Annotated in this window: 18 protein-coding genes; 13 read left to right on the top strand and 5 right to left on the bottom strand. The window is 68.2% G+C overall.

The features are described 5' to 3' along the window. The first annotated feature begins 36 nt into the window (after nt 1-36). The 7 genes from WME95_RS03660 (at nt 37) to WME95_RS03630 (ending at nt 8,238) form a co-directional block, all read left to right on the top strand. The gene (locus WME95_RS03660; RefSeq protein WP_437907018.1) at nt 37-921 is read left to right on the top strand and encodes a helix-turn-helix transcriptional regulator; all 885 of its coding nucleotides are present in this window, start codon (nt 37-39) and stop codon (nt 919-921) included. A gap of 56 nt (nt 922-977) precedes the next feature. Continuing rightward, complete coding sequence (locus tag WME95_RS03655; protein WP_437907017.1) at nt 978-1,538, top strand: sigma-70 family RNA polymerase sigma factor; 561 nt, start codon at nt 978-980, stop codon at nt 1,536-1,538. After that, nucleotides 1,535-1,747 carry a hypothetical protein gene (locus WME95_RS03650; protein WP_437299416.1) on the top strand — a complete coding sequence of 71 codons (213 nt, stop codon included), beginning with the start codon at nt 1,535-1,537 and terminating at the stop codon, nt 1,745-1,747. The genes WME95_RS03655 and WME95_RS03650 overlap by 4 nt, the downstream gene beginning before the upstream one ends. A 1,627-nt stretch (nt 1,748-3,374) precedes the next feature. Then, complete coding sequence (locus WME95_RS03645) at nt 3,375-3,821, top strand: hypothetical protein (protein ID WP_437907016.1); 447 nt, start codon at nt 3,375-3,377, stop codon at nt 3,819-3,821. A gap of 994 nt (nt 3,822-4,815) precedes the next feature. Beyond that, nucleotides 4,816-5,727: a hypothetical protein gene (locus WME95_RS03640; RefSeq protein ID WP_437907015.1), complete on the top strand. Its 912-nt coding sequence runs from the start codon at nt 4,816-4,818 to the stop codon at nt 5,725-5,727. 289 nt (nt 5,728-6,016) lie between these two features. Continuing rightward, nucleotides 6,017-6,853, top strand: a complete 837-nt coding sequence (locus tag WME95_RS03635; RefSeq protein WP_437907014.1) for a DUF6602 domain-containing protein — start codon at nt 6,017-6,019, stop codon at nt 6,851-6,853. A gap of 206 nt (nt 6,854-7,059) precedes the next feature. Next, entirely contained in the window at nt 7,060-8,238 is a 1,179-nt protein-coding gene (locus tag WME95_RS03630) for a putative sensor domain DACNV-containing protein (RefSeq protein ID WP_437907013.1), read from the top strand. A 467-nt stretch (nt 8,239-8,705) separates the two neighbouring features. On the opposite strand, the gene WME95_RS03625 is transcribed toward WME95_RS03630, so the two are convergent. Next, nucleotides 8,706-10,406: a recombinase family protein gene (locus WME95_RS03625; RefSeq protein ID WP_437907012.1), complete on the bottom strand. Its 1,701-nt coding sequence runs from the start codon at nt 10,404-10,406 to the stop codon at nt 8,706-8,708. A gap of 124 nt (nt 10,407-10,530) precedes the next feature. Here WME95_RS03625 and WME95_RS03620 point away from each other — a divergent pair, with 124 nt between their 5' ends. Continuing rightward, nucleotides 10,531-12,090, top strand: a complete 1,560-nt coding sequence (locus WME95_RS03620; RefSeq protein ID WP_437907011.1) for a hypothetical protein — start codon at nt 10,531-10,533, stop codon at nt 12,088-12,090. Between the two features lie 38 nt (nt 12,091-12,128). After that, nucleotides 12,129-13,574 (top strand): sigma 54-interacting transcriptional regulator, encoded by a 1,446-nt coding sequence (locus tag WME95_RS03615; protein ID WP_437907010.1) that lies wholly within the window; start codon nt 12,129-12,131, stop codon nt 13,572-13,574. Nucleotides 13,575-13,596: 22 nt separating this feature from the next. On the opposite strand, the gene WME95_RS03610 is transcribed toward WME95_RS03615, so the two are convergent. Continuing rightward, a complete protein-coding gene (locus tag WME95_RS03610; RefSeq protein WP_437715603.1) occupies nt 13,597-13,896 on the bottom strand; it encodes a hypothetical protein in 300 nt (99 codons plus the stop codon). Between the two features lie 599 nt (nt 13,897-14,495). On the opposite strand from WME95_RS03610, the gene WME95_RS03605 reads away from it, so the two are divergent. Together WME95_RS03605 and WME95_RS03600 are read left to right on the top strand one after the other, a co-directional pair. Beyond that, nucleotides 14,496-14,645, top strand: a complete 150-nt coding sequence (locus tag WME95_RS03605) for a hypothetical protein (RefSeq protein ID WP_437907009.1) — start codon at nt 14,496-14,498, stop codon at nt 14,643-14,645. Between the two features lie 42 nt (nt 14,646-14,687). Continuing rightward, a complete protein-coding gene (locus WME95_RS03600; RefSeq protein ID WP_437907008.1) occupies nt 14,688-15,344 on the top strand; it encodes a hypothetical protein in 657 nt (218 codons plus the stop codon). A gap of 93 nt (nt 15,345-15,437) precedes the next feature. Here WME95_RS03600 and WME95_RS03595 read toward each other — a convergent pair whose 3' ends face one another. Then, nucleotides 15,438-18,023, bottom strand: coding sequence for an SUMF1/EgtB/PvdO family nonheme iron enzyme (locus tag WME95_RS03595; RefSeq protein ID WP_437907007.1), 2,586 nt, complete (start codon nt 18,021-18,023; stop codon nt 15,438-15,440). A gap of 245 nt (nt 18,024-18,268) precedes the next feature. On the opposite strand from WME95_RS03595, the gene WME95_RS03590 reads away from it, so the two are divergent. Next, nucleotides 18,269-19,144 (top strand): ATP-grasp domain-containing protein, encoded by an 876-nt coding sequence (locus WME95_RS03590; RefSeq protein WP_437907006.1) that lies wholly within the window; start codon nt 18,269-18,271, stop codon nt 19,142-19,144. A gap of 42 nt (nt 19,145-19,186) precedes the next feature. Here WME95_RS03590 and WME95_RS03585 read toward each other — a convergent pair whose 3' ends face one another. Next, nucleotides 19,187-19,648, bottom strand: a complete 462-nt coding sequence (locus WME95_RS03585; protein WP_437907005.1) for a hypothetical protein — start codon at nt 19,646-19,648, stop codon at nt 19,187-19,189. 312 nt (nt 19,649-19,960) lie between these two features. Then, the gene (locus WME95_RS03580) at nt 19,961-21,496 is read right to left on the bottom strand and encodes a hypothetical protein (protein ID WP_437907004.1); all 1,536 of its coding nucleotides are present in this window, start codon (nt 21,494-21,496) and stop codon (nt 19,961-19,963) included. Nucleotides 21,497-22,040: 544 nt separating this feature from the next. Here WME95_RS03580 and astD point away from each other — a divergent pair. Beyond that, complete coding sequence (astD, locus tag WME95_RS03575; protein WP_437907003.1) at nt 22,041-23,510, top strand: succinylglutamate-semialdehyde dehydrogenase; 1,470 nt, start codon at nt 22,041-22,043, stop codon at nt 23,508-23,510. Nucleotides 23,511-23,520 lie beyond the last annotated feature (10 nt).

Raw genomic sequence — 23,520 nt, 5'->3', positions numbered from 1 at the left:
TGCGTAGGAATGCTTACGTCCAGGAGGAGAATTGCTATGGAGGACATGCTGGGTGCGATGTGGCTCGCCTCGCCGCTCGGGCTCGCGATGATCGCCTGCGTCGCGATCGGGTTCGCGGTCACCGCGCGCGAAGCGCTGGGACGGGAGCGCGGGCTTCGCGAGGCGCGCGAGCACGCGCACGAGGACGAGGAGTCCGCCCTCATCGATGCGAAGGAGCAGGCAGTGGGGGAGCGGGACCGATACCGGCGCCTTCTGGACTGTCATGTCGACGCGGCGCTCGCAGAGCTGACAGACGCCCGCGCGCGCCCCGTCCCCTGGCCAGGAAGAGTGCTCGAGTCGTTCTGCGCGACGATGCCTTCGTGGAGAAGAAAGCTGGCCGAGAGCACGGGGTTGGAACCGAGGGAGGTGGAGCGGTTGCTGAGGAGCGACCTTCCTATGACGCCCGGACTTGCCCGGCAGCTGGAGGCCTTCACCGGCACGCCTGCTCGGTACTGGGAGCGCCTGTGGCAGCTGCACGACGACCACCGGACGGACGCAGAGGAGACCGTGGTGATCCAGGTCGGCGAGCCCGTCACCAAGCGCGAGAGCTCGGCGCGTCCCGCGTCGTCGCCGGCGCCGCCGAGTCCGCCGCCGATACCTCCCCGCGCGCTCGACGTTCCTCCGCCTGTGGTGCCGTCGCCCGAGCTCGCGGCCATGAGCCCGCGCGCGAAGCTCCCGCCGCCGCCGCAGCCGCGCCTTAGGTCGCCGCTCCCTGTCCGCGCCGCCACGGGGACTGAGCCCGCCCGGCGCGCTGCCACGCTGACGAGCTTCCCGCTACAGCGTGACGAAGGCGGGCCGGGTTCCGCGAACATTGCCGATTGGGAGGACGTTGAGCGCTCTCCGCTGAACACGACACTTCCGGGAGTAGGGAGCCATGGGTGAGCGCAGCCGTGCCTCGCATTCATCATAGGGTGCGATTTCGCAAGGGGGGTAAAGTCATGGATTGTCCGGATGAAGGAAAGCGCGCTGCGGCGTACGCGCGCTTGTTTTGCCCGATGCTGGTTCGTGCGGTGTTGCTCTGGTTGGAGAGGATGGGGGTCCCTCAGTGCCAGCGTGGCGATGTCGCGGGCCAGGTCTGGCTCAACGCCTGCGAGAGCTGGCCCAGGTTCGATCCGAAACGCGGCAGGCCGGAGCGCTGGTTGAACGCGATCACCGTACACGTTGCCTCCCACTACCACGAGCGTGCGCGAAAGCGCAGGGAGGAGTTGGTCAGTTCGATCGAGGTGCTTGATCCAGCGCCAGATGCTGCTGCTGTGATGGAGTCCGACAACGTCAGGGCCAGCGCCATGGATGCAGTGAATGAGCTCGATCCGGTGCTGCGACTCGTTCTCGTGGCACACGATTTGGGCGGAGTTTCGATGGCCCAGATCGCCCAAGATGCAGGGCTGCCCCTCTCGACGCTTTACAGGCGACGCGCACGGGCCATCGGTGAGTTGCGTAATATCCTTATGCTTCGGGAAGCCGGCGAGATCTCTTCGCGGGGAGTGGGACTGCAATGAGCGTCAAGGGCCTGGTTGTTCACTTCCGGCGCGACCTGGATGACGACGAGGCGGAGCGAATGATCGACGCTCTGATGATGCTGAAGGGCGTCGCCAAGGTATCATCTGTCAAGGCCGGTTACGAAGACGAACTGAACCGGCAGCGGGTCAAGCGAGAACTGCTAAGCAAGATTGATGGGCTTCTGAGAGATGACGAGGTCCCGATCTAGCTGCCGACGAACCCGCGTCGTCGTGGTGTCGACGCAAAAGGCCCGCGGTGCCGCCATCGGGCCGCGCTCGCGGGCGACGCTGACGCCCGGACGACGTCGTGCCGCTCCAGGCGTGCGCCTCTGATCACGATGCGCGAGCCGAGCGCGGCGAATCGGCATCGTGTGGGTTCTACGCGCACCTGCCAGGGGTCGCGCTGGATTCCATTCCCACAAGAGATGGTGTTTACCGTGCGCAGTTGAAGCCGAGCGGACGCGAGGGAGCTCGGCGAGCCTGCGACGTCGGCCGGCAGCCCCATGGTCTCGTACGCGATCGACGGGTGCAGGGCCCCAACGTGGCGCCCGCGTTCCGCGTCGCCATGCGCGGCCCGGATCGGCGCGCGTGGACGTCCGCGCGCGAGGCGCCCTGGGAGACATTTTCTCGGGAGATAGTCGGAGGCGCCAAGCTGGCCGATCGCGCGCGCCATCGTCCGGTCTGCCCGGTCTGACGTGAAGGGCCGCCGCTGCCGCTTGGCCTCGCGCCCGTGACGGGCAGAAATCTGCGGATCGGGGTGGCCATCAACAGGGCGCGCCGACCGCCGCGACGCCGGCCCGCTGGCGTGGCGATGACGCCGTCCGTGCGCCGGCGTTGTCCGCCTCCCGGCCCGGCGTGGCGCCGTGGGCAGGACGGCGCTCGACTGCGTTGGCGGAGTGTTGGCGACCACGCGGCTGGAGCTACACGACGTCGCCCATGCGTGGCCGTGCCGCGCGCCGGCGGCTCGTCGGAGCGCGCCGTGGGGCAGGTCGCGGTCACCGTACGCTGACGGCCGAACGCCTGGGGCTGCGCACGATGCCGCCCGTGCAGCAGCGTCGCCCGCCAGCGCGGCCCGACGACCGCGCGTCGGGGGCCGCCAGAGCGCGAGGGTAGCTGCTCCTGCCATATACAAACCTCGGTTGTTGTGTGTTTCGGGTTCGGGACGGAGCCTGAACGAGAGCCCGTGAGGAGGCTCGAAATGGTAATTCTGACGATCCGGTATCTCGTCGCGAGTTACCGGGATCTGGTCAGGTGTGGAAACCGCTCTGGTGACGCGCAGTTAGACCGCTTCGAGGGAGCGCCCGAGAAGCCAATTTGGGGGGGTCGCGAAGGGGTCGATTTGGTAATTTTGCGCGGGGTCGGCTGAGGGGCTCCGGCGAGCCGCCTACCTCCGTTTTGTTGCGTACGCGTGCCACAGCGACGGGCACGACCGCGGGGCGGCCTGACGCGGGGCGCGAACTCGGCGCACGAGGCCGCGGAGCTCGTCCAGGCGGGAGGCTGGCGCAGGCGCAAGGCGGAGCTCGCCCAGGTGGATGCCAGCGCGGCTCGCGACCGCGGCGCCGGGCGAGCTGGCCCCGCTCGACGGTCGGGCCGTGGGACCGCCCGGGGGGGTCACCCCGCACACCGAGGTCACGTCATCGGGCCCCAGCGAATGCCAGTCAGGTCACGGTGTCACGTGAGAACCGGCGTCCTCTTGGTCGCACGCTACATCAGACTTTAATGCCGTCGCCGTCGCCAGGAGCCGACTCTTGTACTGTGCTTTAACGCTCTTTAAAGTTGAACGGAAAATGAAGGCTTCGCTCTGGCAGGTTTCTGGTTCGGTGCTTTTGTAGACGCATGAGCTCGCGTCGCTGGTACGAGCTCGCGTGCGGAGTTGTCCGCGCGCCGAGCCACGTCCTGGAAGAGTGTTTCCAGATGAACAAGCAGACCCGGTGCCACCTGCGCGCGATCGCACGGCTGCACCCCGAGATCGGCAACCTGTGTGATGAGCTTGAAGCGCCCTGGAACGCCGTGCGAAGGATCGCGCACGCGCCGGGTGCGGCGGAGCAGTGGGAGCGCGCGGCGCAGGTGCTCGGTGAGCTCGTGGAGAAGCGCCGGGCGACGGTGCCGCGCCGGTCGAGGCTGGAGGCTGTGCGCCTGGAGGCGCTGAAGCGAATGGGACCGCCGATGGAGGGGGGAGGAAAACTTGAAAGCAGCCTGCGAGCCGCGTGGGAGGCGGCGGAGCGCGGGACGGCCGCGGTCCCAAGCCCACGTTCGGGCGATCGGCAGGCTCGTCTGCGGTGAGTCGCTGCCCGGTGGGAAGCGCGCCAGCCGAGCACATGAAGCGGCGTCGCGTTGCACTTCCGCCGCGTATCTCTCCCATGCGTGCCTACCGCGCCCGTTCGCTGATCCCATTCAGGGAGCGGGCGACGCTGGCGCACGGGCGACGTCGTGCAGCTCCAGGTGCGTCAACGAGTGCTGTCACGGCGCCGGTATGGCGCCGCGCTCCGCCCGAAGGACGATGCCGAGGGCGCAACGCTCGCCGGCGTCTGCCTCAGTCGCTGCGCCGGCGTCGCGCTCGCCCGGGGTGGACCATGGTGGCCCCCGAGCTCATGCTCGAGGATCTCGATGCCGGCTAGGCGTGAAGCGGTGCCCCGACCGGCGAGCCGCCCCGTCTGCTCCGGCGTCATGAACGACGCCAGCGCGATCGCGGCCTCCCCGGCGTCCCTCTCGATGCCGCAGCCGCTCCGCGGTTCGACCAGGCTACGGCGCCGAGTCTGCGCTCGAGGAGTCTGCCGGCGACGTGGCTGACCTCCACCAGGTGGACGGCCACAGCCCCGGTGAGCGTGAAGATGATCTACACCCACGTGCTGAACCGCGGCGGCCTGGCCGCGCGCAGCCAGCTCGACGGCCCCTTCGGACCGAGGTTGTCAACGGACCGGGATGTGTCCGGCAACCTCCGATGAGACGGCCGCGCCGTGTCAGCCGGGCGCGACGCGGCGCGACGCCTCCGGCTGCGCGTCCGCCGCGCCCCCTCCAGGCGCCCCCGGCCACCCGGAAAGACGACTGCCGTCGGTGTTAGATGGGATCCACCCTATGGCGTTGGACAGCATCTGGGCCTTGCGGCGCAGACCCGATCCGTGAGATTTTTCGCGGGGGAGGTCGCAAAAGATGACGATCTAGACAGACCTGGTCCGGCGGCTTCGGTTGAGCAATCGACTAATAGTTGGGAAGGCACGTTGACGGTCGACACGCGCGAACATCACCGTAACAGTTGTGCACCTGGAGAGGAGTGGCTGTGAAACCTAAAGAGCTAGGCGTACTGAACCCGGCCGGTGGAGGATCGATCGACTCGATGAGAGTGCTCACTGACGCCGAGGTCAAAGCCATCGCCGAGGCAAACGAAGGACTCGTACAATTTCAATTCATGGAACAGCTTTTTGATATTGTCGCACTGAGCCGTGATGCGTTCGGCGACTTCACCACTTCATCTTTCGATCGACACAAACAGGAAACTAGCACATCGATACTCGGAATGATGCCGCGGAGCACCGGCGCACGCAAGCTCACCTTGCTTGCTAATATGTACCTCCTAAATTTTCTCACAGCGATGCGCACTTATCTGGACCACGTGGAGACCGGTATCAAGCGCTGGTATGGCGACAAGTCGCCCGAGGTGGCCCGTTTCAAGAGCGCGGTCTCAAAGCAGTACGACACGACCGACTCCTACGCGTTCGTGTGGAAGCTCAGGAATTATTCGCAGCACTGCGGATTGCCGATTGGTGGAATTTCCCTAAGTGCATCGGTTATTCCTGGTAAAGAAATATTCGGCACGCTCGTCGACGGTTCAGGCCTGAGAGCGCTGCGCATGTACTTCAATAGAGACGATCTGTTGCGTGAGTTCGATTCATGGGGAACTAAGGTAAAATCATATCTCAGTGCTCAAGAGCAGGAGATTGAGGTCACCGTTCACGTTAACAATGCATTCTCCAGCCTCTGCGTCATCCACGAAGAAGTTGCCGCGCAGACGAGAAAGATCGCAAGGGAGCACGCTAAGACGTTGAATCGATTTGTCGCGGAAGTTCGCGCCACTTGGTCCGACTGTGATCCTGTTATTATGCAGCAGAGCGAGACCGACCCAAAGCGCTACACTATCCAAGGGTTCATGCTGGACGAAATCTCGCTTCTGCTGTCGGGGGCGACGACATGATCCTCTCGCTCGAGCGTCCGTGTGACTCTGCCGCTCGGCCGACACTTCCCAATGGAATGTGTAGCGCAGCCCAACTTGGGGTTGGTGACCGACGAGTGGGAGCGCTGCGGGCACCCGCTCGCGGCACAAACCTAGTCGTTCGACGGGCTGAGGCGTCCCACGACAGTCAAGGCGAGGTTGAAAGGCGAAGCACTGGTGATTGCATTCCTCCCGATTCTATGGCCGGGGTGGCCTGGACATCAGTATACTTCACCTTCCTAATATACCCGAAACTCGAGAGGCGTCCGTAATGGCTTCACACTTCAGGGACATCAATCGTTCCTTGTCGCGCCTGTTGACGGAGCAAGCACGCGCCATCGGCGTGTTTGATCACCCTACCGCTAAGGGCGACGGAAGAGAGGACCTCCTTCGGCGCTTCCTTGCTGAGCGGGTAGGGACAACATTTGGCGTCTCGAAAGCCGAGGTAGTCGACAGCAACGGGGGTACCTCTGGTGAGTTGGACATTGTGATCTTCGAACAGAGCGTCGCATCCTGTCTGAATGTACACGGAGAACGCCGCATCGTTCGAGCCGAGGCCGTCGCAGTGACCATCGAAGTCAAGTCGAATTTTCAAGCCTCGGGTTGGGCAGCGGAGCATGGCAGAGTCCGCCATGGGATTGGCAGCCTGCGGAGGTATTATCGACCAGCGCCCCTGCTCGATGTGCTTCGAGCCCCGATGCCCCCTGATAGCTGGGTGGAATCAGAAGCCACCTTCCGCAGCGGCCTGAGTACCCTTGAAGATCATCTTGGCATTCCCGCAGTGATTTCCGCTTACTTCGGTTTCGACGGGCCGAGCGAAGAAGCGATCAAGTCTTTCATTGAGACACCTTTGTTGGACGCAGTATGCGTACTAGGAAAGTATACCGTAGCCAAGAAGCGGCCTGGCTTCAAGAAGGGTGCAAACGGAACGGAAGACGCTCTCGGGCACGTCTGGGGTCGCGGCGATGATGCATTGGGCGCATTCCTGCAGGTTATTGAGGTGGCATTGTCTAATGTCCTCGCCGCGCGAGCTTTTGTGCACCCACGGCTGCGGTACTATCTACCACCGGGGGCGGACCCTACGAGCGAGTCGGATGCGGTCACATGATCGCGGGGAGTATGCCAGTTGTAACCGAAGCACGTGTGTCCTCTACTGGCGCGACAGATGCCGCCGAACTCTGTGTTGACCCGCCGGTGGGGGTACCCCCGGCGGGTCAACACAGAGTTCGGCGGGCGGGTTCCTTAGCAAGGACCCAGCCTCCGAGCGGCGCAGAGAACGACGTCCAAGCAGCAATGAGCGGAGCCCGATAAGCCATGAACTCCGACGCTGAAATTGTCGAGCAGGCGTGCGCGCGCATACCTGCCGGAGCTTCGAATTTGACCGGCTGGGCTCGAGATGTTCTTGACGCCCTCGTCCCGATCGTCATGCAGGCCAGCTTAACGAGAGAGGAGTCTAACTACATCCAGTTCAGTTTGGCAATCGTACAATTCCCTACCGAGTACGCATGGGACGGGTATCTCTTCGATGGCTCCGTTGAATGCACACCTTCAGCGCTTATAAAGCTCGCCGGACTCACGACCGCTGGTGAGACCTATCTCATTGCCCGAAAATTCAAGAACAGAATGTTTGTTGTTGGAGTTGGGCGACCGCAATCATTCTTTGGCGTTAGAATGGATCACGATCTTGCCTCAAGAATGCCGATGCACAAATATGCATTCATTGCCGCGACCGTACTTGGTCCCGGCACTGTGCTGCTCGAGGGATTTTCTACAGAGCTTGCGTTTCTTTTTGAGGGTCAATTGCAGCCTGTCGCCGACGTTATCCAAGGCGATGGTATTCGGTTTATCAATAACCATCTTAAGTCGAAGAATGTATTGTTGAAGTACGAAGACTGTCCGCCGGCGCCGGTCGAGGCGCTGCGACCGATCGCCGGCATTCGCGTCATCGAAAGAATAATCAGGGGAGCCTGGTTTGCGGGCCGTGGAGGGCTACTTGCATTCTCGGTCATCAGGGGTCGTTGGCCGCGGTCTGCTGCTCCCGCCGCATTTTGGCTCAACGAGACTGTGTCACTGCTCGATCTGGCTCTAGATGTGATCGTTGCGCAAAATGAGCGAATCACAAGTCAGACTGCTGAATCTATCATTGATTTGTTGAATACTGAGAGAGTGTTCGAGCAAAACGTATCTAACGCAATACGCGCATCCACGTTAGATGGAGCAGTGTTGTTCGATAATGGTATGCGGCTTTGCGCGTTTGGCGCGAAGCTGAGGCCGCCGCCGCTAAAAGACTTGATGGTTCGGCACGCGAGCGGTGGACCACCGCTGAATCTCAAGACCAAAGGTACGCGGCACCTTTCGGCGGCGAGTTGGGTTGCCGCGGGTCGGTTCAGGATGGCCATCGTGATTTCACAAGATCGATTGGTGCGCATTTTTGAGCGCGACGCGGACGGTAGGCTTGTGTACGTGAGCGTGCGTCCAAGACTGTTTGATTAGCGCTTGTATTGGAGAAGTGCGTGGGTGCGGGTGATCGGGCGACATCAGGTCGCGACGCTCGGGGCTGTTGACGCTCAGGCTGGCTGATGGTCCGCCGAGCAGGCCGCTTGATGGCGATCGCGGGCGTGCGCGGTTGTGGTTGTCGACGTGCATCAGAACCCGCGGAAATTTGAGCGCGGGATTTTGAGCACCCCCCGCGGTTCGGAGCTCCCGCCGGAGGCCCGGTTGCCCATTGCCCGAGGTTCCGCCCTGGGAGGGCGGAGCACGGGGCAAGGGCGGTGCAGCCGGCTCGCGTAGCGAGCGGACCTTCGACCCGCGCGAGCACTCCCGGATGCTGACTGCACGCTGGGCCGACTTCACCGATTTTCTTCACCGATTTTCCGTGCAAGTACGAGCTCACCAACACCCAGCATCGTCGACCCCGGCGAGAGGCGCAAGGGGTCGTGCCCATGGCGATGGCCGGGCGCTTACGCGTCAGCTTCGGAACGCTCGACTCGAGCGACGGCAATTTCTGGCGAGCCGAGGTAGTCACGCGCAGACATGGTCGGCGCAGGGAGCGCAGCGACGATCGGGGACAGCGAGTCGATGGGCGAGGGGGCGGGCAACGCAGCGACGTTCGGCGCAGGGCGGAGCGCAGGCAATTCCTGCGCTCCGTGCGCCGCTGATATCTGCGACGGATCGCGCCATGTGGTCCTGATCTGCTTGTCCTTCGTCGCTTCGACCTTCGAGGAGAACGAGCGGATCAGTGCTCGCTGGATGTCTAGCGGCAAAACTTTCCACTCGTCGACTATCTGCTGGACATACGCGTGTGCGTTCTTCCGAGTCTCGACGGTGTCGTTGCCTGCTGTCTCCTTGAACTCGGCTTCCTTCGCCTCGATCGCTGCAAGCGCGTCGTCGAGGCGATTCAGTTCCATCTTCACGTCGTCGACGGTGAAGAGACCCTTTGCGACAAATTCCACGACTCGCTGTCGCGACATCTTGATCTCGCGGCGCTGGGCGGCAAAGTCTGGCTTCTCGATCTGGCGCGGCGGTCTAGTCAGCGAAGTGAGGAGCGAGCGAGCAAACGTCAAGAATTGCTCGCTTGCGGCGGCGTCCGCGTCCGGCTGGCGAAGCCATGCGCTGAGCTTACATCGGACGCCTTTCTCCTTCTGCTCCACATGGCCACGGCAGACGTAGTAGCCCACCTTGTGTCGGCCCTTGCGGTCCACCGGAATGGCAGCGACGCTACCGCCGCATTCCCCGCAGCGGCAGAAGCCTCGCAGTAAGTGGTTGGATGTCGCAGACGTAGCCTGGGGCTTCCTCCCGCGGCGACGGCCTCTCAACGCAAGCTGAGCGTTGTTGAATGTCTCATCGTCGATGATCGCCTCATGTGCAGGGATCCACTCGGCCGGAAGTTGCACGGCGCCGCGCGTGGCGCTCGGCCGCACGCTGGTCTTTGCGACACGGCCCGTGTAGGTTCGGTTGCGCAACGCGACAAGAACCCAGGCGCGCCCGAACGCCTTGATGCTGCCGTACTCCTGGCGGAGCCGCTTGGCGGTCGCGAACACGCTATGGCCTTCGAGGCAGAGCGCGAACATGCGACGCACCACCGCGGCGTGCTGCGGAACCACGCGGAGGGGAAGCGGCGTCTTCGTCCCTTTGGGCTTCGGCTGGCGTTCGTAGCCGAACGGCGGATGCCCTTCGACGAAGTGTCCTTGGGCGCGCAGGTGCTTCCGCCCGCCTTCGGTCCGCTCCTTGATCCGACGGCGCTCCTGCTCCGCCCCGACCGCCCAGTTGGCGAGCGTGTCCTCTGCCATCGGCGAGCGCGAATCGAACCCCTTGTCAATGGCGACGAACACGGCGCCCTTGCGCATGATCTGCCGAACGTTCTTGACAATGAAGACCACGTCGCGCCCGAAGCGGTCGATGTCCGTCACGATGACCATGTCCCCCCGGCGGACGTCCGCCAGGAGCGCGGCGACCTTCTTCCGGTTCACCTCGTTCTCCTCGCCGCCGCTCTCTACCTCCGGGAACAGGATCGGCTCCGGCAGCGAATGGAGCCGGCAGTAGTTGCCGATCCTCTCGGCCTGGGCGTCCAGGGAGACGCCTGCGATCTCCTGCTCCCTCGTGCTGACGCGCGGGTAGCCGAGCGTCCGCCGGATCGCGGCGTTGGGGGTTGCGTCTTTCATTTGTTTCACCTGTCGGAAAGGATGATCGTAGTTCAGCCCGCCCGGCTGAGCAAATCGCCGGTTTTGGCCGGAATTTCGGCCTCCTCTGCGTGTACTAAAAGTTCCGCTACTCTGGGCCGAGGGCGTGCGCGCCCTCTCGGGTCCCCCGACGCCCGGCGCGCGGGAGAACGATGCCTGGGCCGCGCTCTTCGAGCGTGAGATCCTCGAGCGCCGCCCGACGCCGCGCTTCGTGGGCCAGGACGAGCTCACGTTCCGCCACGCGCTCCTGCGGGAGGGCGCCTATGCGATGCTCACCGACCGCGACAGGCGCCTCGGGCACAGGCTCGCTGCAGAATGGCTGCTCCAGGCCGGCGAACAGGATCCCATGGTGCTGGCCGAGCATTTCGAGCGCGGCGGGGAGACGGCGCGGGCGGCGGAGTTCTACCTGCAGGCGGCCGAGGAGGCACAGCGCGCGGCCGATGGGCCGGCGGTGCTCGCGCGCGCCCGGCGGGGTATCGCCTGCGAGCCCGCAGGGGAGGTGCTGGCCAAGCTCCATAACGTGCTGTCGGAGCAGCTCTTCCACATGGACGACCTGGCGCAGTCCTCCACGCACGCGCTCGCGGCGCTGGAGAGCTCGTCGCCCGGCAGCGATCAGCACCGAATAGCCATGGCGTTCGGGCTCCTCGTCGCGACCCATACGGAGGACCGGCAGGTCGCCCGCGACCTGGTCCAGCGCATGCCCCCCGCAGATCTCCCCCTCGATCGCTGGCAGGTGGCGGTGACCTTCACCACCTTCGCCTTCTACGCCCTGCTCCGGGAGGGGATGCCCGACCTGGCCCGGCGATACCTGCAGAGGATCGAGCAGGACGTGGCGCCGATCATGGGGGACGATCACACTGCCGGGGCCTCGGTCGCCGCGATGCGGGCGTGGTGGTACGCCCACGCCGAGCGAGATGAGTGGGCAGCGCGCCAGCAGTACCGCGCCGCGATAGATCACGTCGAGGGCCTCGGCAATCGCTTCGGCATGCAGATGATGCGAATGTACGCGGCCCTGGACGAGCTGATGCTCGGCGCTTTCGAGCTCGCCGGGCAGAGTGTCGACGCGTTGTTCGCGGAGGAGCACGCGCCGGCCTACGTCCTGTTGACGGCGCTCTCGTTCCGGATCATGGGGCTGCTGGAGCAGCGGCGGGTCACGGACGCAGAGGAGCAAGCCGAATCGATGCTCCGGAGGGCCTCGGTCTCCAACAGTTTCGCGCACGTGGCGCAGGCGCGCCTCCTCCTGTCGGAATGCCGCCTGAAGCGAGGGGATCTCCTCGGGGCCGAGGAGGAGGTGCGCGCCGTCGGGGATACCGCCAGGCTGGTGCCCTTCCTTCAGTCCGTGCGCCTCTCGCTGCTTGCCGAGATCTGGCTCCGGCAGGGGCGGGCGGCGGAGGCCGTCGCGCTGGCCCGCGAGGCGTTCGCCCTGGAGCGGTCGACCGCGTGTTTCTTCGTGCTCCGGCAGGAGGTGGTCCCCGTGCTGCTGGCCGAGGCGCTCCACGAGAACGGCGAGGTCGAGGCGGCCCGCGAGGTCCTCCGCGAGGCGCGCGCCGAGCTGCTCGCCCGCGCCGACAAGATCGCGGATCCGGCCTACCGGAGGAGCTTCCTGGAGAACATCGCCGCGCACGCGCGTACGCTGGAGCTGGCGCGCGCGTGGCTCGACGCGTGAGCAGACGGCCGCGGCGCGCCGAGGTAGAACCAGTCATCGTGAACAGGGAGAGAAACGTGGCCGCCGCGAAGTCCACCCGGAACGATGTACAGGGCGCCCTGGAGCTCGCGGTGTTCGCCGGGGGCCGCGTGACGCGGCACCCGCTGCCGGCCGAGGGCCGGGTGTCGCTCGGGCGGTCGCCGGAGAACGACGTCCCGATCGACGACAGCTCCGTCTCGCGCCGGCACGCGATCCTCCACCTCGGCCCGCCCATCGCGATCGAGGACCTCGGGAGCGCGAACGGGACCCGCCTCCGCCGCGAGCGCAGCGTCGGGCCGACGACCAAGCTCCTCGAGCTCCAGCCCGAGGAGGGCAAGACGATGGAGCTCTCGGTCGGGGACGCGGTGAACCTCGGCTCGACGCTGATCGTGATCCTGCCGCGCGAGGGCGCCGCGAGCGCGGCGCCGGGCCAGGGGCAGGGCCAGCCCATCGTGCTCGACCCGGCCATGGAGCGGCTCTACGCGCTGGCCGAGCGCGTGGCCGGCGCGCCGATCACCGTGCTCTTGCTCGGCGAGACGGGCGCCGGCAAGGAGGTGCTGGCCGAGCACATCCACCGGCGCTCGCCGCGCGCGCAGGGGCCCTTCGTGCGGCTCAACTGCGCGGCGCTCTCGGAGTCGCTGCTCGAGAGCGAGCTGTTCGGCCACGAGCGGGGCGCGTTCACGAGCGCGGTCCAGGCGAAGCCGGGCCTCCTGGAGACGGCCGAGAAGGGCACGGTGATGCTCGACGAGGTGGGCGAGCTGCCGCCCAGCATCCAGGTGAAGCTCCTGCGCGTGCTCGAGGAGCGGAAGGTGATGCGCGTCGGGGGGCTGAGCCCGCGGCCCATCGACGTGCGCTTCATCTCGGCGACGAACCGCGATCTGGCGGCCGAGGTGAAGCGGGGCGCTTTCCGGGAGGATCTGTTCTTCCGGCTGAACGGCATCGCGCTGACGATCCCGCCGCTCCGGGCGCGGATCGCCGAGATCGCGCCGCTCGCTCGGGCGCTCGCCGATCGGACCGCGGGCGCGCTCGGGCGCCCGGCGCCGGCGTTCGCCCCCGAGACGCTCGCCGCGCTGGAGGCGCACCGCTGGCCCGGCAACATCCGCGAGCTGCGCAACGTCATCGAGCGCGCGGTCGTGCTCTCCGGCGGGGACACGCTGCTCCCGGAGCACCTCCTGCTCGACGCCGCCGCCGCGCTGCCGCCCTCCGAGGCGCGCCCCGCGGCGGCGCCCGTCGAGGCGCGCCCCGCGGCGGCGCCCGTCGAGGCCGCCGCGGCCTCCCTGGCCGACGTCGCGGGCGGCTTGCGGAGCGAGCTCGACGCGATCGAGCGGCGGCGGATCGTCGACGCGCTGGAGCAGTGCGCGGGGAACCAGACGCAGGCCGCCGCGCTCCTCGGCATGCCCCGCCGCACCTTCGTGGCCCGGCTGAGCGCCTACGGCATCCCGCGGCCGCGCAAGGGCAAGCGCTGACGCGCGCCAGAGACGCAAAGCCTCACTTCGTGCCGAGGAGCTTCAGCAGCTCTGCCCGCTCGGAGTCGGTCGGCTCGCGATTGCAGTCCTTGCCGGCGTTCTGCAGGGCCGCGAGCTGGTGGTCGAGATCCTTGGCGTCCACGCTCTGGCAGCCCTCCTCGAAATCGGAGCACTCGGCGACGGACAGCGCGGTCCCCGACACGTAACGGCAATCCGGATCCTCGGGCCGGTATTTGAGGAATGGTGTGGCCTCGGTGAGGAGACACGCCGAGTCCGAGGACGCATTCGCCTTCTTGCAACGCGCGGACGCGACGCGAGCCACCCTGCGCAGCTCCTCCAAGGGATAGCGGCGGCTCCGGGGACCGGCAGGGCCCGCCGCGGCGGTGTCGCCGGCCGGGGCCGCCGGCTGAGCGACGGCCACCCCCGGGGCACCACCCCCCAGGCTCTCCGGCGTCGACGGCGAGGGCGGCGGAGAGGAAGCGCACCCACAGGCGAGAAGCGCAGCAACTGTGATGAGATGAATTCCCCCAACCTTCATAGGCGACACATATCACACCTCGTCTCGCACTTTCAATGCAGAGCTCACCCGCCGAGCGCCGATCCGCGCGTCAAGCATAAACAGAAATTTGCAGTACGAACACCCTGTCGGACGACGAGGTGAGGTCCACACTCGGGACGGCTGTCGAGGACGCGTCGCGCGCAGCGCCGCGCGGCGCTCGCGCAAGCGCCGCTCGCGCAGGTCCTGCTCAAGTCGAGCGAGGGTGACCCGACCTGCTGCGCCGGGGCGCGAGAGCTCCTCGGATCCGGCCCGAATCCTCGTTTCCTCGCGGTGGCACGACGCCTGCTGAAGGCCAATCGCCGCGCGCAGCGCCGCTATCTCGGCAGGAGAGCGCGCAGGCACACCTCGAAGGGAGCTCTCTCATGATGCGTGCACTGTTCGCTTCGTTGTCCTTCTCGTTGCTCGCTGGTTGCGCCGTCGCGCCCGCTGGAGAGTCGGCCGCGGAGGAGCTCGCCCCGCCGGACGCGGTCGAGCAGGCGGCGGCCAGCGACGCTGTCGCCTTCTCCGGCTAACATTCCGAGCTTCCACACACGAGACGAGGAGTTCATCAAGCCATGAGCATTGAATCAACCACGGGCGAGCTGGGTGTCACGCGGGGAGACCTCCTGCCCAAGGGGACGGATGACCCGAGCCGAGCGCAGATCCCCATCGACTCGAAGCTCCGCTTCATCGAGACGAGCACCGGGACCCCGCTCGTCCATGTGGCCGTGTCGGGCTTGACGCCCCCCAGCGGATTCACGGCGAAGACCGAGTACTGGTCGAGGCTGACCCCCTTCAAGTCGAGGGCGATCACCCTGGTCTCGTTCGGGTTCACGAACCGCCCGGGAGCGCCGGATTACCCCAAGGAGTTCCGGGACTGGCTCGTCGGGGGCAGCGTCCTCTCGACGGGCCAGGAGGCGTCGGGGCAGCAGTGGACTCAGGGCGTCTACCAGCCGACCTCCCCGGCCAGCGCGCTCTACTGGGCCGTCGATCCGGACGGGCCGCTCGGTCGCCGGATCGGCCTCCTCGTGGAGCTCGGCAGCGCCGGCGAGCTGCGCAACGCGATCTGGTACAAGATGGATCGGCCCCAGAACGGCCTCATCTTCCAGAGCACCCCGAGCAAGCTGAACTTCACGCAGGTGTTCGTGGGGGATACGCCGTCGATCGATCCGCACCACATCGACCCTCAGAGCGCCTGGTACTACTACCATGGCTTGATGAGGCCCGCGTGAGCGGCCAGCGCGCTTGACGCCTCGCCCGGCGGCGCCGCCCCAGGCGCGCCCGGGCAGGCCTCCAGCGCTGGGCAGCGGAGCGCCGCGAGCCGCTCACCCCGGCGCGGGGCGCGCCAGCCGGAACCCGATCCCCCCGAAGCGATCCCCGGGCTTGCCCGCGAAGCGCCCCGCCGCCCGGCAGAGGTTCGGCGACGTCGACCACGCGCCGCCCCGCGCCGCGCGGAAATCCGCGTCGCCGTCGTCGGCCGGATCGAGCAGCACGACCCCCGCTTCGGTCCGCGTCCCCTCGCGCTTCCACGCGTTGATGCACCAGTCGCGCACGTTGCCCGCCGCGCCCCGCAGGCCATAAGGGCTCTCGTCCTGCGGGAAGTCGTCGACGGGCCGCCGGCCGGCGACGCCCTCGTGGCTGCCCAGCATGCAACCCCAGGTCGGCTCCAGGAAATCACCCCAGGGCATGCACCGGCCGTCGACGCCCCGCGCCGCCTTCTCCCATTCGAGCTCGTTCAGGAGGCGCCACGGCGCGCCCGTCCCGGCGGCGTACCACGCCGCATACCGCATCGCCGCCCGCCAGTGGACGAACGCGACGGGCATCCTCGGCTCCTCCTGGACGTCGGTCTGGATGCACCCGAGCCGGAAGCGGCCGTCGTCTCCCCGCTCGAACCGGAGCGAGTCCGGGCTCGATCCCGAGGCGGCGCGGCCGAGCGAGAGGCGCGGGCAGCACTCGAGGGCCTCGGCTTCCCGCCCGCTCGCGACGAGCGCGTTGAGGAAGGCGAGGTACTCGGCGTTGGTGACCGGGTGCCTCCGGACGATGAAGCCGTCACACCAGAGCCGCGTCCGCGGGAGGCTGTCTCCCGCGTCCGGATCGCCGCCGGCGAGGAACCAGCCGGCCGGCACGTAGAGGTCGTCCTCGCCGAGCTCGCCGAGGCGAAGCAGGCGCACCGGGTGGGCCCCCTCCCCGCCTGGCCGGACGCCGTCCCAGCGCCGCCCGCGCTCGATGAGCACGGGATACGACGCGTCGTGGCACCCCGGCGCGCGCAGCGTGAGGAGGTAGCTGCCGCGCGGGAGCGCCACCTCGAGCAGCGGCGTGGGGCCGAGCTCGCGCGCGAGCTCGGGCACGAGCCTCCGGTCGCGCTCGACGTAGCGGTGGAGGGAGACCTGCGCCCCCGCGGGCATGGTCGCCAGCGTGAGCGCCCCGTCGCCGGCGAGCAGCACCGCGTGGCGCCCGCGGTCGTGCTGCCGGAGGAGCGCCTCGGCGCGCGCCGCGCCCCGCGGATCCCGCGCCTCCTCGGCCTGGGTGAGCTCCTCGGCGTAGTGGTCGGCCAGCGCCTCGTGCGCCTCGCGGAGATCCGGCGCCTCGTTCAGCGCCGAGCGGAGGACCTGCATCCACTCGACCTGGCCGAGCGACGCCTCCCGCTCCAGGCGCTCCGCCTCGTCCTCGAGCCGCCACCCGCGCGCCTTCTGCTCGGCCGGATCGAACGAGCTCAGGCCGTCGAGGATCGCCCGCGCCTCGTCGCGCAGCGCCCGGGCGCGCGCCCGCGTCGCCTCGATCTCCGGCCGGATCGCGCGGGCATGGTCCACGATCGCGAGCGCGCGCTCGCGCCGCCGCGCGCCGTCGAGCCAGCTCCGGACGTCGGCGGCGAGCGCGCCCGCGTCCGGGGTGCGAGCCTCCGGGGCGAGCGCCATCGCGCGGGCGCAGATCGCCGCGAGCTCCGCGGGCACCTCGTGAGGGGCGCTCGCCTCGACCGGACTGAGCCGGCCGGTGAGGAGCGCGCCCCAGACCGCCGCGGGCTGGCCGCCGTAAGGGTGATGCCCGGCGAGGATCTCGTAGAGCACGACGCCGAGCGCGTAGACGTCGCTCGCCGCGCCGAGGCGATCGCCCTCGCCTCGCGCCTGCTCCGGGGCCATGTAGAGCAGCGTGCCCAGCACCTCGCCGGGCTGCGTGAGCGGGGCCGCCTCGATCACGTCCGCCGCGCCCGCGGCCCCGGGCGACCCGCGCAGCGACGCGGAGGGCCGCGCGAGGCCCCAGTCCATCACCAGGACCTCGCCGAACTCGCCGATCATCACGTTGGCGGGCTTGAGGTCGCGGTGCATCACGCCGCGGCTGTGCGCGTACGCCACGGCCTCGCAGACGCGGAGGAACGTGTCGACCGCCCGCCGCAGCGCGACGGGCGAGAGGCTCCCGCCGCCGGCCGCGTACGCCTCGGCGATCACCTCGCCGAGCGTGCGCCCGCGGACCTCCTTCATCGTGAACCACAGCCGCCCGTCCGCGAGCTCGCCGCACTCGTGCACCGGCACGATCCCCGGGTGCTGGAGCGCCGCGGTCAGGCGCGCCTCGGCGAGGAAGCGGGCGCGATCCGGCGTCGCGTCGCGCGTCTCGGACGACTGGATCTTCATCGCGAGCACGCGCCCCAGGATGCGATCGCGCACGCGGCGCACCTCGCCCATGCCCCCGCGCCCGATGCAGCCGAGATCCTCGTAGCGCTCCTCCGCGGACAGGCGCTCGGGGGCCGTGACGGAGATGGGCGGCGGCTCGGGCGCCGTGGCGCCCGGGGTCTCGCGCAGCCTGAACGTGACGTCCGACGCCGCGCCGGCCGGCGGCGCGCTCCCCGCCTCGGTCGGGGCGGACGCGCCGCACGCGGGCTGCGTCAGCGCCATCCGCTCGCGCTCGCTGAGGCTCATGCGTCGTCCACTCCGCGGATCGCGCCGGGGAGCTCCCCAGGGCCGAGGTCCGCGCCGACTCTATCGTCCGGGCGCGCTGGGCTCAACCCGACAGGGGCTGAAAGACCCGATTTTCGCCCCCGTTGAGTCCATCCTCTCGCAAGCGATCGCTCTTCGCAAGACTGGTTCTTCGCGAACGTGGATCCACCTTGTCCGCCCCGCCGCGCCGACCCGGACCCGGGCGCGGCGGCACCCAGGAGGACTCCATGAGCGACGTCACCATCCTCTTCGGAAGACCCCATGTCCCTCAGCTCGCCGAGGATCGCTTCGAGATCGACGTGCTGGCCGCCGAGGAGCTCGGCATCGAGTCGTACGCGATCCCGCTCGATCCCGTCGTGAACGGCGAGCCGGAGCGCGCTTTGCGCCGGCTGCCGAGGCCCCGGCACCGGACGTGGATCTACCGGGGGTGGATGTTGAGCGAAGAAGAATACACGGGCCTGTACGAGGCCATGCAGGACCGCGACGAGGAGCTCGTCGTCGATCCGGAGAGCTTCGCCGAGGCGATGTACATGCCCAACTACGTCCCGCTGCTCGGCGACAAGACGGCGCCCACGCGGTGGACCGAGGGCGAAGACATCCGGGAAGCGTGGGAGGCGGCGCTGGAGCTCGGGCCGCCGCCGTGGGTGGTCAAGGACCACGTGAAATCGGTCAAGGAGCTCTGGCATCGTGCGTGTTTCGTGCCCGAGGGCGCCACGTACGACGACTTCGCCGAGGTGTGCGAGAAGATCCTGGAGCTCCGCGGGGACCGCTTCGAGCGGGGGTTCGTCGTGAGAAAGTACCTTAACCTGGCGACGCTGCCCGGCTGGGCGCCCGGCCAGCGCCGCGTGACCGACGAGCACCGCCTCGTGTTCTGGGAAGGGCGGCTGGCGGCGCACGCGCCGTATTACGACGTGGACTCGACGCTCGAGCATCCGGCGCAGTTCGCCTATCTCGGCCAGGTCATCGGCTCCCCGTTCTTCACGGCGGACGTGGCCCGGCTCGAGCGAGGTGGGTATACGGTGATCGAGATCAACGACGGCGGCTGTTCGGTCTTCCCCGAGCAGATGGATCCGCGCGACTTCTACGGGGCGGTGCTGGGCTGAGGCGCCGGGGGCGGCGGCACGACGAGCCGACGGACGGCTCGCTCAGGAAAGATAGAGCGCAACGACGCTCCCGAAGAACGCAAGCATGCAAATCGCGACCCGCAGCCTGTGCCAATCACCCCAGCGCTCGAGCTCCGCCGGCAGGTCCTTGGGGTCGATGGATGCCTGCGCGAAGGCGGCGTTGGCGCGCTTGAAATAGCCGAAATAGATCGCGACCAGCGAATTCGCCAGCACAGCGGCGACCGTCGACACCCACGCAGCCCGGCTGGCTGCCAGCCAGGCAAAGACGGCCGCGACCAATGCGGCGGCAGGAGTTATCGCCGTGATAGGCGCAAAGAAGCGAAACAGGCGCGGCGCGTACTGGGGATGCAGACGATAGAACTCCTCCGCCTTCAGGGTCTTCCAGTAGGGCACCAGCAAAGCGCCTTCAGCCCAGAGCGCTCCCGCCAGCAAGCCCAGCAGCACCACGCTCACGACCAGACAGATCTCGAACAGAAAGTTCATTCCAGTCTCGCAAGAACCATGTCATTCGCGAACATGAGCCACGCGCAGCGCGCCAGGGACCGCTGAGCAGCCACCGGGAGCGTGCCGGCAAGATAGCTGCCCCGGGGCAGCGGCATGAGGGTGAGGGAGAGACATGGTCGGCCTCGACGATGCCCGAGACGGCGAAGCGTGTCGAGGTTGACGGAGCCGGGCGCGACACGACCGGCGACGTCTCTGTCTTTGCCTGTTTGCGGGGTCGTGGGGCCACACATGCCCCAGGCAGGATCCGGCGCCGGGTCTTCGGCGCTCGCGCGCAGGACGGGCGCCGGCGGCCTAGCTGCGCAGCGCGGCCGTGGCCTGGGGCCGAAGCGCGGCGGGGCGCGGGCGCTTGACCATCTCGGCCTTCTTCGGCACGGACGGCCTCGCGTCGGCTCTCCAGGGCTGGAACCGCTCGTCCTTCCACATCACGAGGCCGCCCGACAGGGGCGCCTCGGGACCCGCATCGTCCTCGGACCGCAACCAGACGAGCGGCCGCGCCTCGAAAACGGGCTGCGTGCACGCGATGTCCTCGAACGCCGCGGACCAGGAGCCGGTGTTCCCGAAGAACACCCCGCCTTCCCAGCTCCCCTCCGGGTTGTGGGTGTGCCCGAAGATCACGGCCTTGGCGCCGTGCGCCCTGGCCACGGACCGCGCCGCCCGGTTCACGCCCTGCCAGACAGCGTCGAGCGTGGGCTTCGGCACGGCGCACTCGTACGCGACGAGGAGCGTCGGCGCGAGCAGCGCCGCCGCGGCGAGCCCCCCCGGCATCCAGCACAGGCACGCGAGCGCCGCGAGGATCCCGACCGCCGCGAGCCCGAGGCGATCCAGCCAGAGCTCGCGCGCCACGCGGCCGAGGCAGTCCTCGGCCGGCCGCGCGAACAGCCGCGCGTGCTTGACCACCGCCGGGAAAGGCGCGCCCGTCTCGCGGGCGGCCGCGGCGAGGTCCGCGCGCCGGAGCGCCCGGCGGCTCGGGTCGCGCCGGCGCACGAGCTCGATCATCGTGCGTAGCGCGCCCACGCCGAAGGCGAGCACGAGGGAGCGGCCAGAGAACAGGTAGTACCGCGTCCAGTGAGAGAGATAGCCGAAGCCGGAGAGCATGAATGACGAGTCGACGTGCGGGTTGAAGTACCCCATGCGCGACACGAGCAGGCGGCTCACGAGCGAGCCCATCGTCGGCTGGATCTCCCCCGGATTCCGGCCGAACGGCGCCATCGGGTAGCGATAACAGCAGTACGAGTCGTACTGATTGCCGTGCTCGACGATGACGCCGTCGTGCGTGCGGTGGAACCAGGCGCGGAAGGCCACCCGCGCCGCGAGCGCCGCGCGGAGCTCCTCGGTCGATCCCGCCGGAAGGCCGCCGTCCCGGGTAGCGAGCTCGTGCATGGCCGCGTCCACGACGCTCCGCTGCACCGCCTCGCGCACCTCGGGCAGCGTGAGCTGGATGTCGTGGTTGCCCGCCACGAAGACCGCGGTGTGCCCGTCCGCGACGATCCGGCCGACGGCCGCGACGAACACCGGGTGATCGCGCAGGATGGCCTCCATCGCCGGCACGGCGTGCTCGGCGGTGCGCGGCAGGTCGTGGACCACGCTCTCGTTGCCGATGACCCGAGGCGCATCCAGGTCGAAGATGTCGCCGTTCAGGACCAGCGTCAGCTCGTCGCGCTCCGCGCCGAGCCCCCCGGAGCCGCCCGCCCCCTTCCGGACCTCTCCCCGGAGCGCGTCGAGCATGGCCGCGATCTCCCCGTCCGGGGAGTACGGCGCCTGCCGATAGCGCATCCAGAGACCGTCGGTCGGCTCGAGCTCACATAGATGGATGTCTGAGATAGCCACCGTGTGATGCATCGGCGGGAAAACTGACATGAGCACGTCTCCACGCCAGCCACAGGACCGTCAAGACTTGGTGTCACCGGGCGTGGAGAGCGCCCTGCTGCAGTGCGCCCGGAGCGTGATCCAACGCGCAAACACGCTCAGCACACCTGTTCGCCACGGTGCATTCCCGTGAATGTCGCGCGCCTGCCACGAGCGGACTCGGAACGATCGAGCGCGAAGGGCATTGAGCTCTCGGCTCCTGGATTCTCACCAAGAGAGCAATCGACGAGCGGCCCCCCTCTGGTTGGGGCTCAGTCGCGCCGGAACACATGATGTTGTGGTCCTCCCGGACGCGGCGAAGCCCTGGCGAGCTCGACGAGCGGCCCCATCTTTCCTGGGCGGTCGCCGGCGCGATGTTCCGTCCGGGGGCGCGCGAGCTCTGGGGGCGCCGGCCTCTGGTACGATGCACACTGGCGGAGCGAGGTGGACGCAAACCATACTCGGTGGACGGACTGTCGAGCCCGTGTGGTGTTCCGCGGGGGAGCTCCGCGACAGAGAGGTGACCATGTCGACCCATTTCATCGACGGCAGCTGGGTGACCGGCGCGGGCGAGCCGTTCGCGAGCCGGAACCCCGTGACGCAGGCGGTCGTCTTCGAGGGGTGCGCCGCGAGCGAGGAGCAGGTCGACGCGGCCGTGACGGCGGCGCGCGGCGCGTTCGCTGCGTGGCGCGATCGCGGCCTGGAGGAGCGGGCGGCGCTGGTGAAGCGGTTCGCCGGTCTCCTGGGGGAGCACAAGGCCCGGCTCGCGGACGTGATCGGGCTGGAGACGGGCAAGCCGCGCTGGGAGGCGCTCACCGAGGTCCAGACGATGATCGGCAAGATCGACGTGTCGCTGATGGCCTGGCGCGAGCGGACGGGCGAGCGTCAGGCCGAGGCGGGCGACGCGACGGCCGTGGTGCGTCACCGGCCGCACGGCGTGGTCGCTGTGCTCGGGCCCTACAACTTCCCGGGCCACCTGCCGAACGGACACATCGTCCCCGCCCTGATCGCGGGCAACTGCGTGGTGTTCAAGCCCTCGGAGCTCACGCCGAAGGTCGCGGAGGAGACCGCGCGGCTCTGGGAGGAGGCGGGGATCCCGGCCGGGGTGCTCAACCTGGTCCAGGGGGGGAGGCGCACCGGCGTCGCGCTCGCCGGTCACCCGGGCATCGACGGCCTCTTCTTTACAGGCAGCTCCGGCACGGGCAACGCGCTGCACCGGCAGCTGGCGGGCCAGCCGGAGAAGATCCTCGCCCTGGAGATGGGCGGCAACAACCCGCTCATCGTGCAGGACGTCGCGAACACCGAGGCGGCGATCCACCATATCCTTCAGTCGTCCTTCATCTCGGCGGGCCAGCGGTGTACGTGCGCGCGGCGGCTGCTCGTGCCGGCGACGGCGGAGGGCGACGCGCTGTTGGCGCGCCTGGTCGACGCGGCGTCCCGGCTCAAGGTGGGCAGGTACGACGACGCGGAGCAGCCCTTCATGGGCGCGGTGATCTCGCTCGCGGCGGCGGATCGGCTGCTCGCGGCGCAGGCACGGCTGGTCGCGCTCGGCGGCGAGGTGCTGCTGGAGATGCGCCGGATCGAGGAGGGAACCGCGCTGCTCTCGCCCGGTATCCTCGATGTGTCGGCGATCAAGGAGCTCCCGGACGAGGAGCATTTCGGGCCGCTCGTGCAGGTGCAGCGCTACGGGAGCTTCGATGAGGCGCTCTCGCTGGCCAACCGCACGCGTTATGGGCTCGCGGCCGGGTTGATCTCGGATCGCAGGGAGCTCTATGAGCGGTTCTGGCGGGAATCGCGGGCGGGGATCGTCAACTGGAACAAACCGCTGACGGGGGCGTCGAGCGCCGCGCCGTTCGGGGGGGTCGGGAGCAGCGGGAACCACCGGCCGAGCGCGTATTACGCGGCGGACTACTGCGCGTATCCGGTCGCGGGGCTGGAGGCGGCGGCGGTGGCGCTGCCTGGGCAGCTGGCGCCGGGGATGCGGCTCAACAGCTAGAACCGGCCGC

Origin of the sequence: Sorangium sp. So ce327 (assembly GCF_051530205.1) — a bacterium.
In the GTDB taxonomy this organism is placed as follows: Bacteria; Myxococcota_A; Polyangia; order Polyangiales; family Polyangiaceae; genus Sorangium; species Sorangium cellulosum_B.
Note: the sequence above shows the minus strand (reverse complement) of the source record. Positions and strands in the feature narration are given on the sequence as shown.

Coding starts and splice junctions, on each gene's coding strand:
- WME95_RS03660 (WP_437907018.1), top strand. CDS start 37: ATGGAGGACATGCTGGGTGCGATGTGGCTCGCCTCGCCGCTCGGGCTC.
- WME95_RS03655 (WP_437907017.1), top strand. CDS start 978: ATGGATTGTCCGGATGAAGGAAAGCGCGCTGCGGCGTACGCGCGCTTG.
- WME95_RS03650 (WP_437299416.1), top strand. CDS start 1,535: ATGAGCGTCAAGGGCCTGGTTGTTCACTTCCGGCGCGACCTGGATGAC.
- WME95_RS03645 (WP_437907016.1), top strand. CDS start 3,375: ATGAGCTCGCGTCGCTGGTACGAGCTCGCGTGCGGAGTTGTCCGCGCG.
- WME95_RS03635 (WP_437907014.1), top strand. CDS start 6,017: ATGGCTTCACACTTCAGGGACATCAATCGTTCCTTGTCGCGCCTGTTG.
- WME95_RS03630 (WP_437907013.1), top strand. CDS start 7,060: ATGAACTCCGACGCTGAAATTGTCGAGCAGGCGTGCGCGCGCATACCT.
- WME95_RS03625 (WP_437907012.1), bottom strand. CDS start 10,406: ATGAAAGACGCAACCCCCAACGCCGCGATCCGGCGGACGCTCGGCTAC.
- WME95_RS03605 (WP_437907009.1), top strand. CDS start 14,496: ATGATGCGTGCACTGTTCGCTTCGTTGTCCTTCTCGTTGCTCGCTGGT.
- WME95_RS03600 (WP_437907008.1), top strand. CDS start 14,688: ATGAGCATTGAATCAACCACGGGCGAGCTGGGTGTCACGCGGGGAGAC.
- WME95_RS03595 (WP_437907007.1), bottom strand. CDS start 18,023: ATGAGCCTCAGCGAGCGCGAGCGGATGGCGCTGACGCAGCCCGCGTGC.
- WME95_RS03590 (WP_437907006.1), top strand. CDS start 18,269: ATGAGCGACGTCACCATCCTCTTCGGAAGACCCCATGTCCCTCAGCTC.
- WME95_RS03585 (WP_437907005.1), bottom strand. CDS start 19,648: ATGAACTTTCTGTTCGAGATCTGTCTGGTCGTGAGCGTGGTGCTGCTG.
- astD (WP_437907003.1), top strand. CDS start 22,041: ATGTCGACCCATTTCATCGACGGCAGCTGGGTGACCGGCGCGGGCGAG.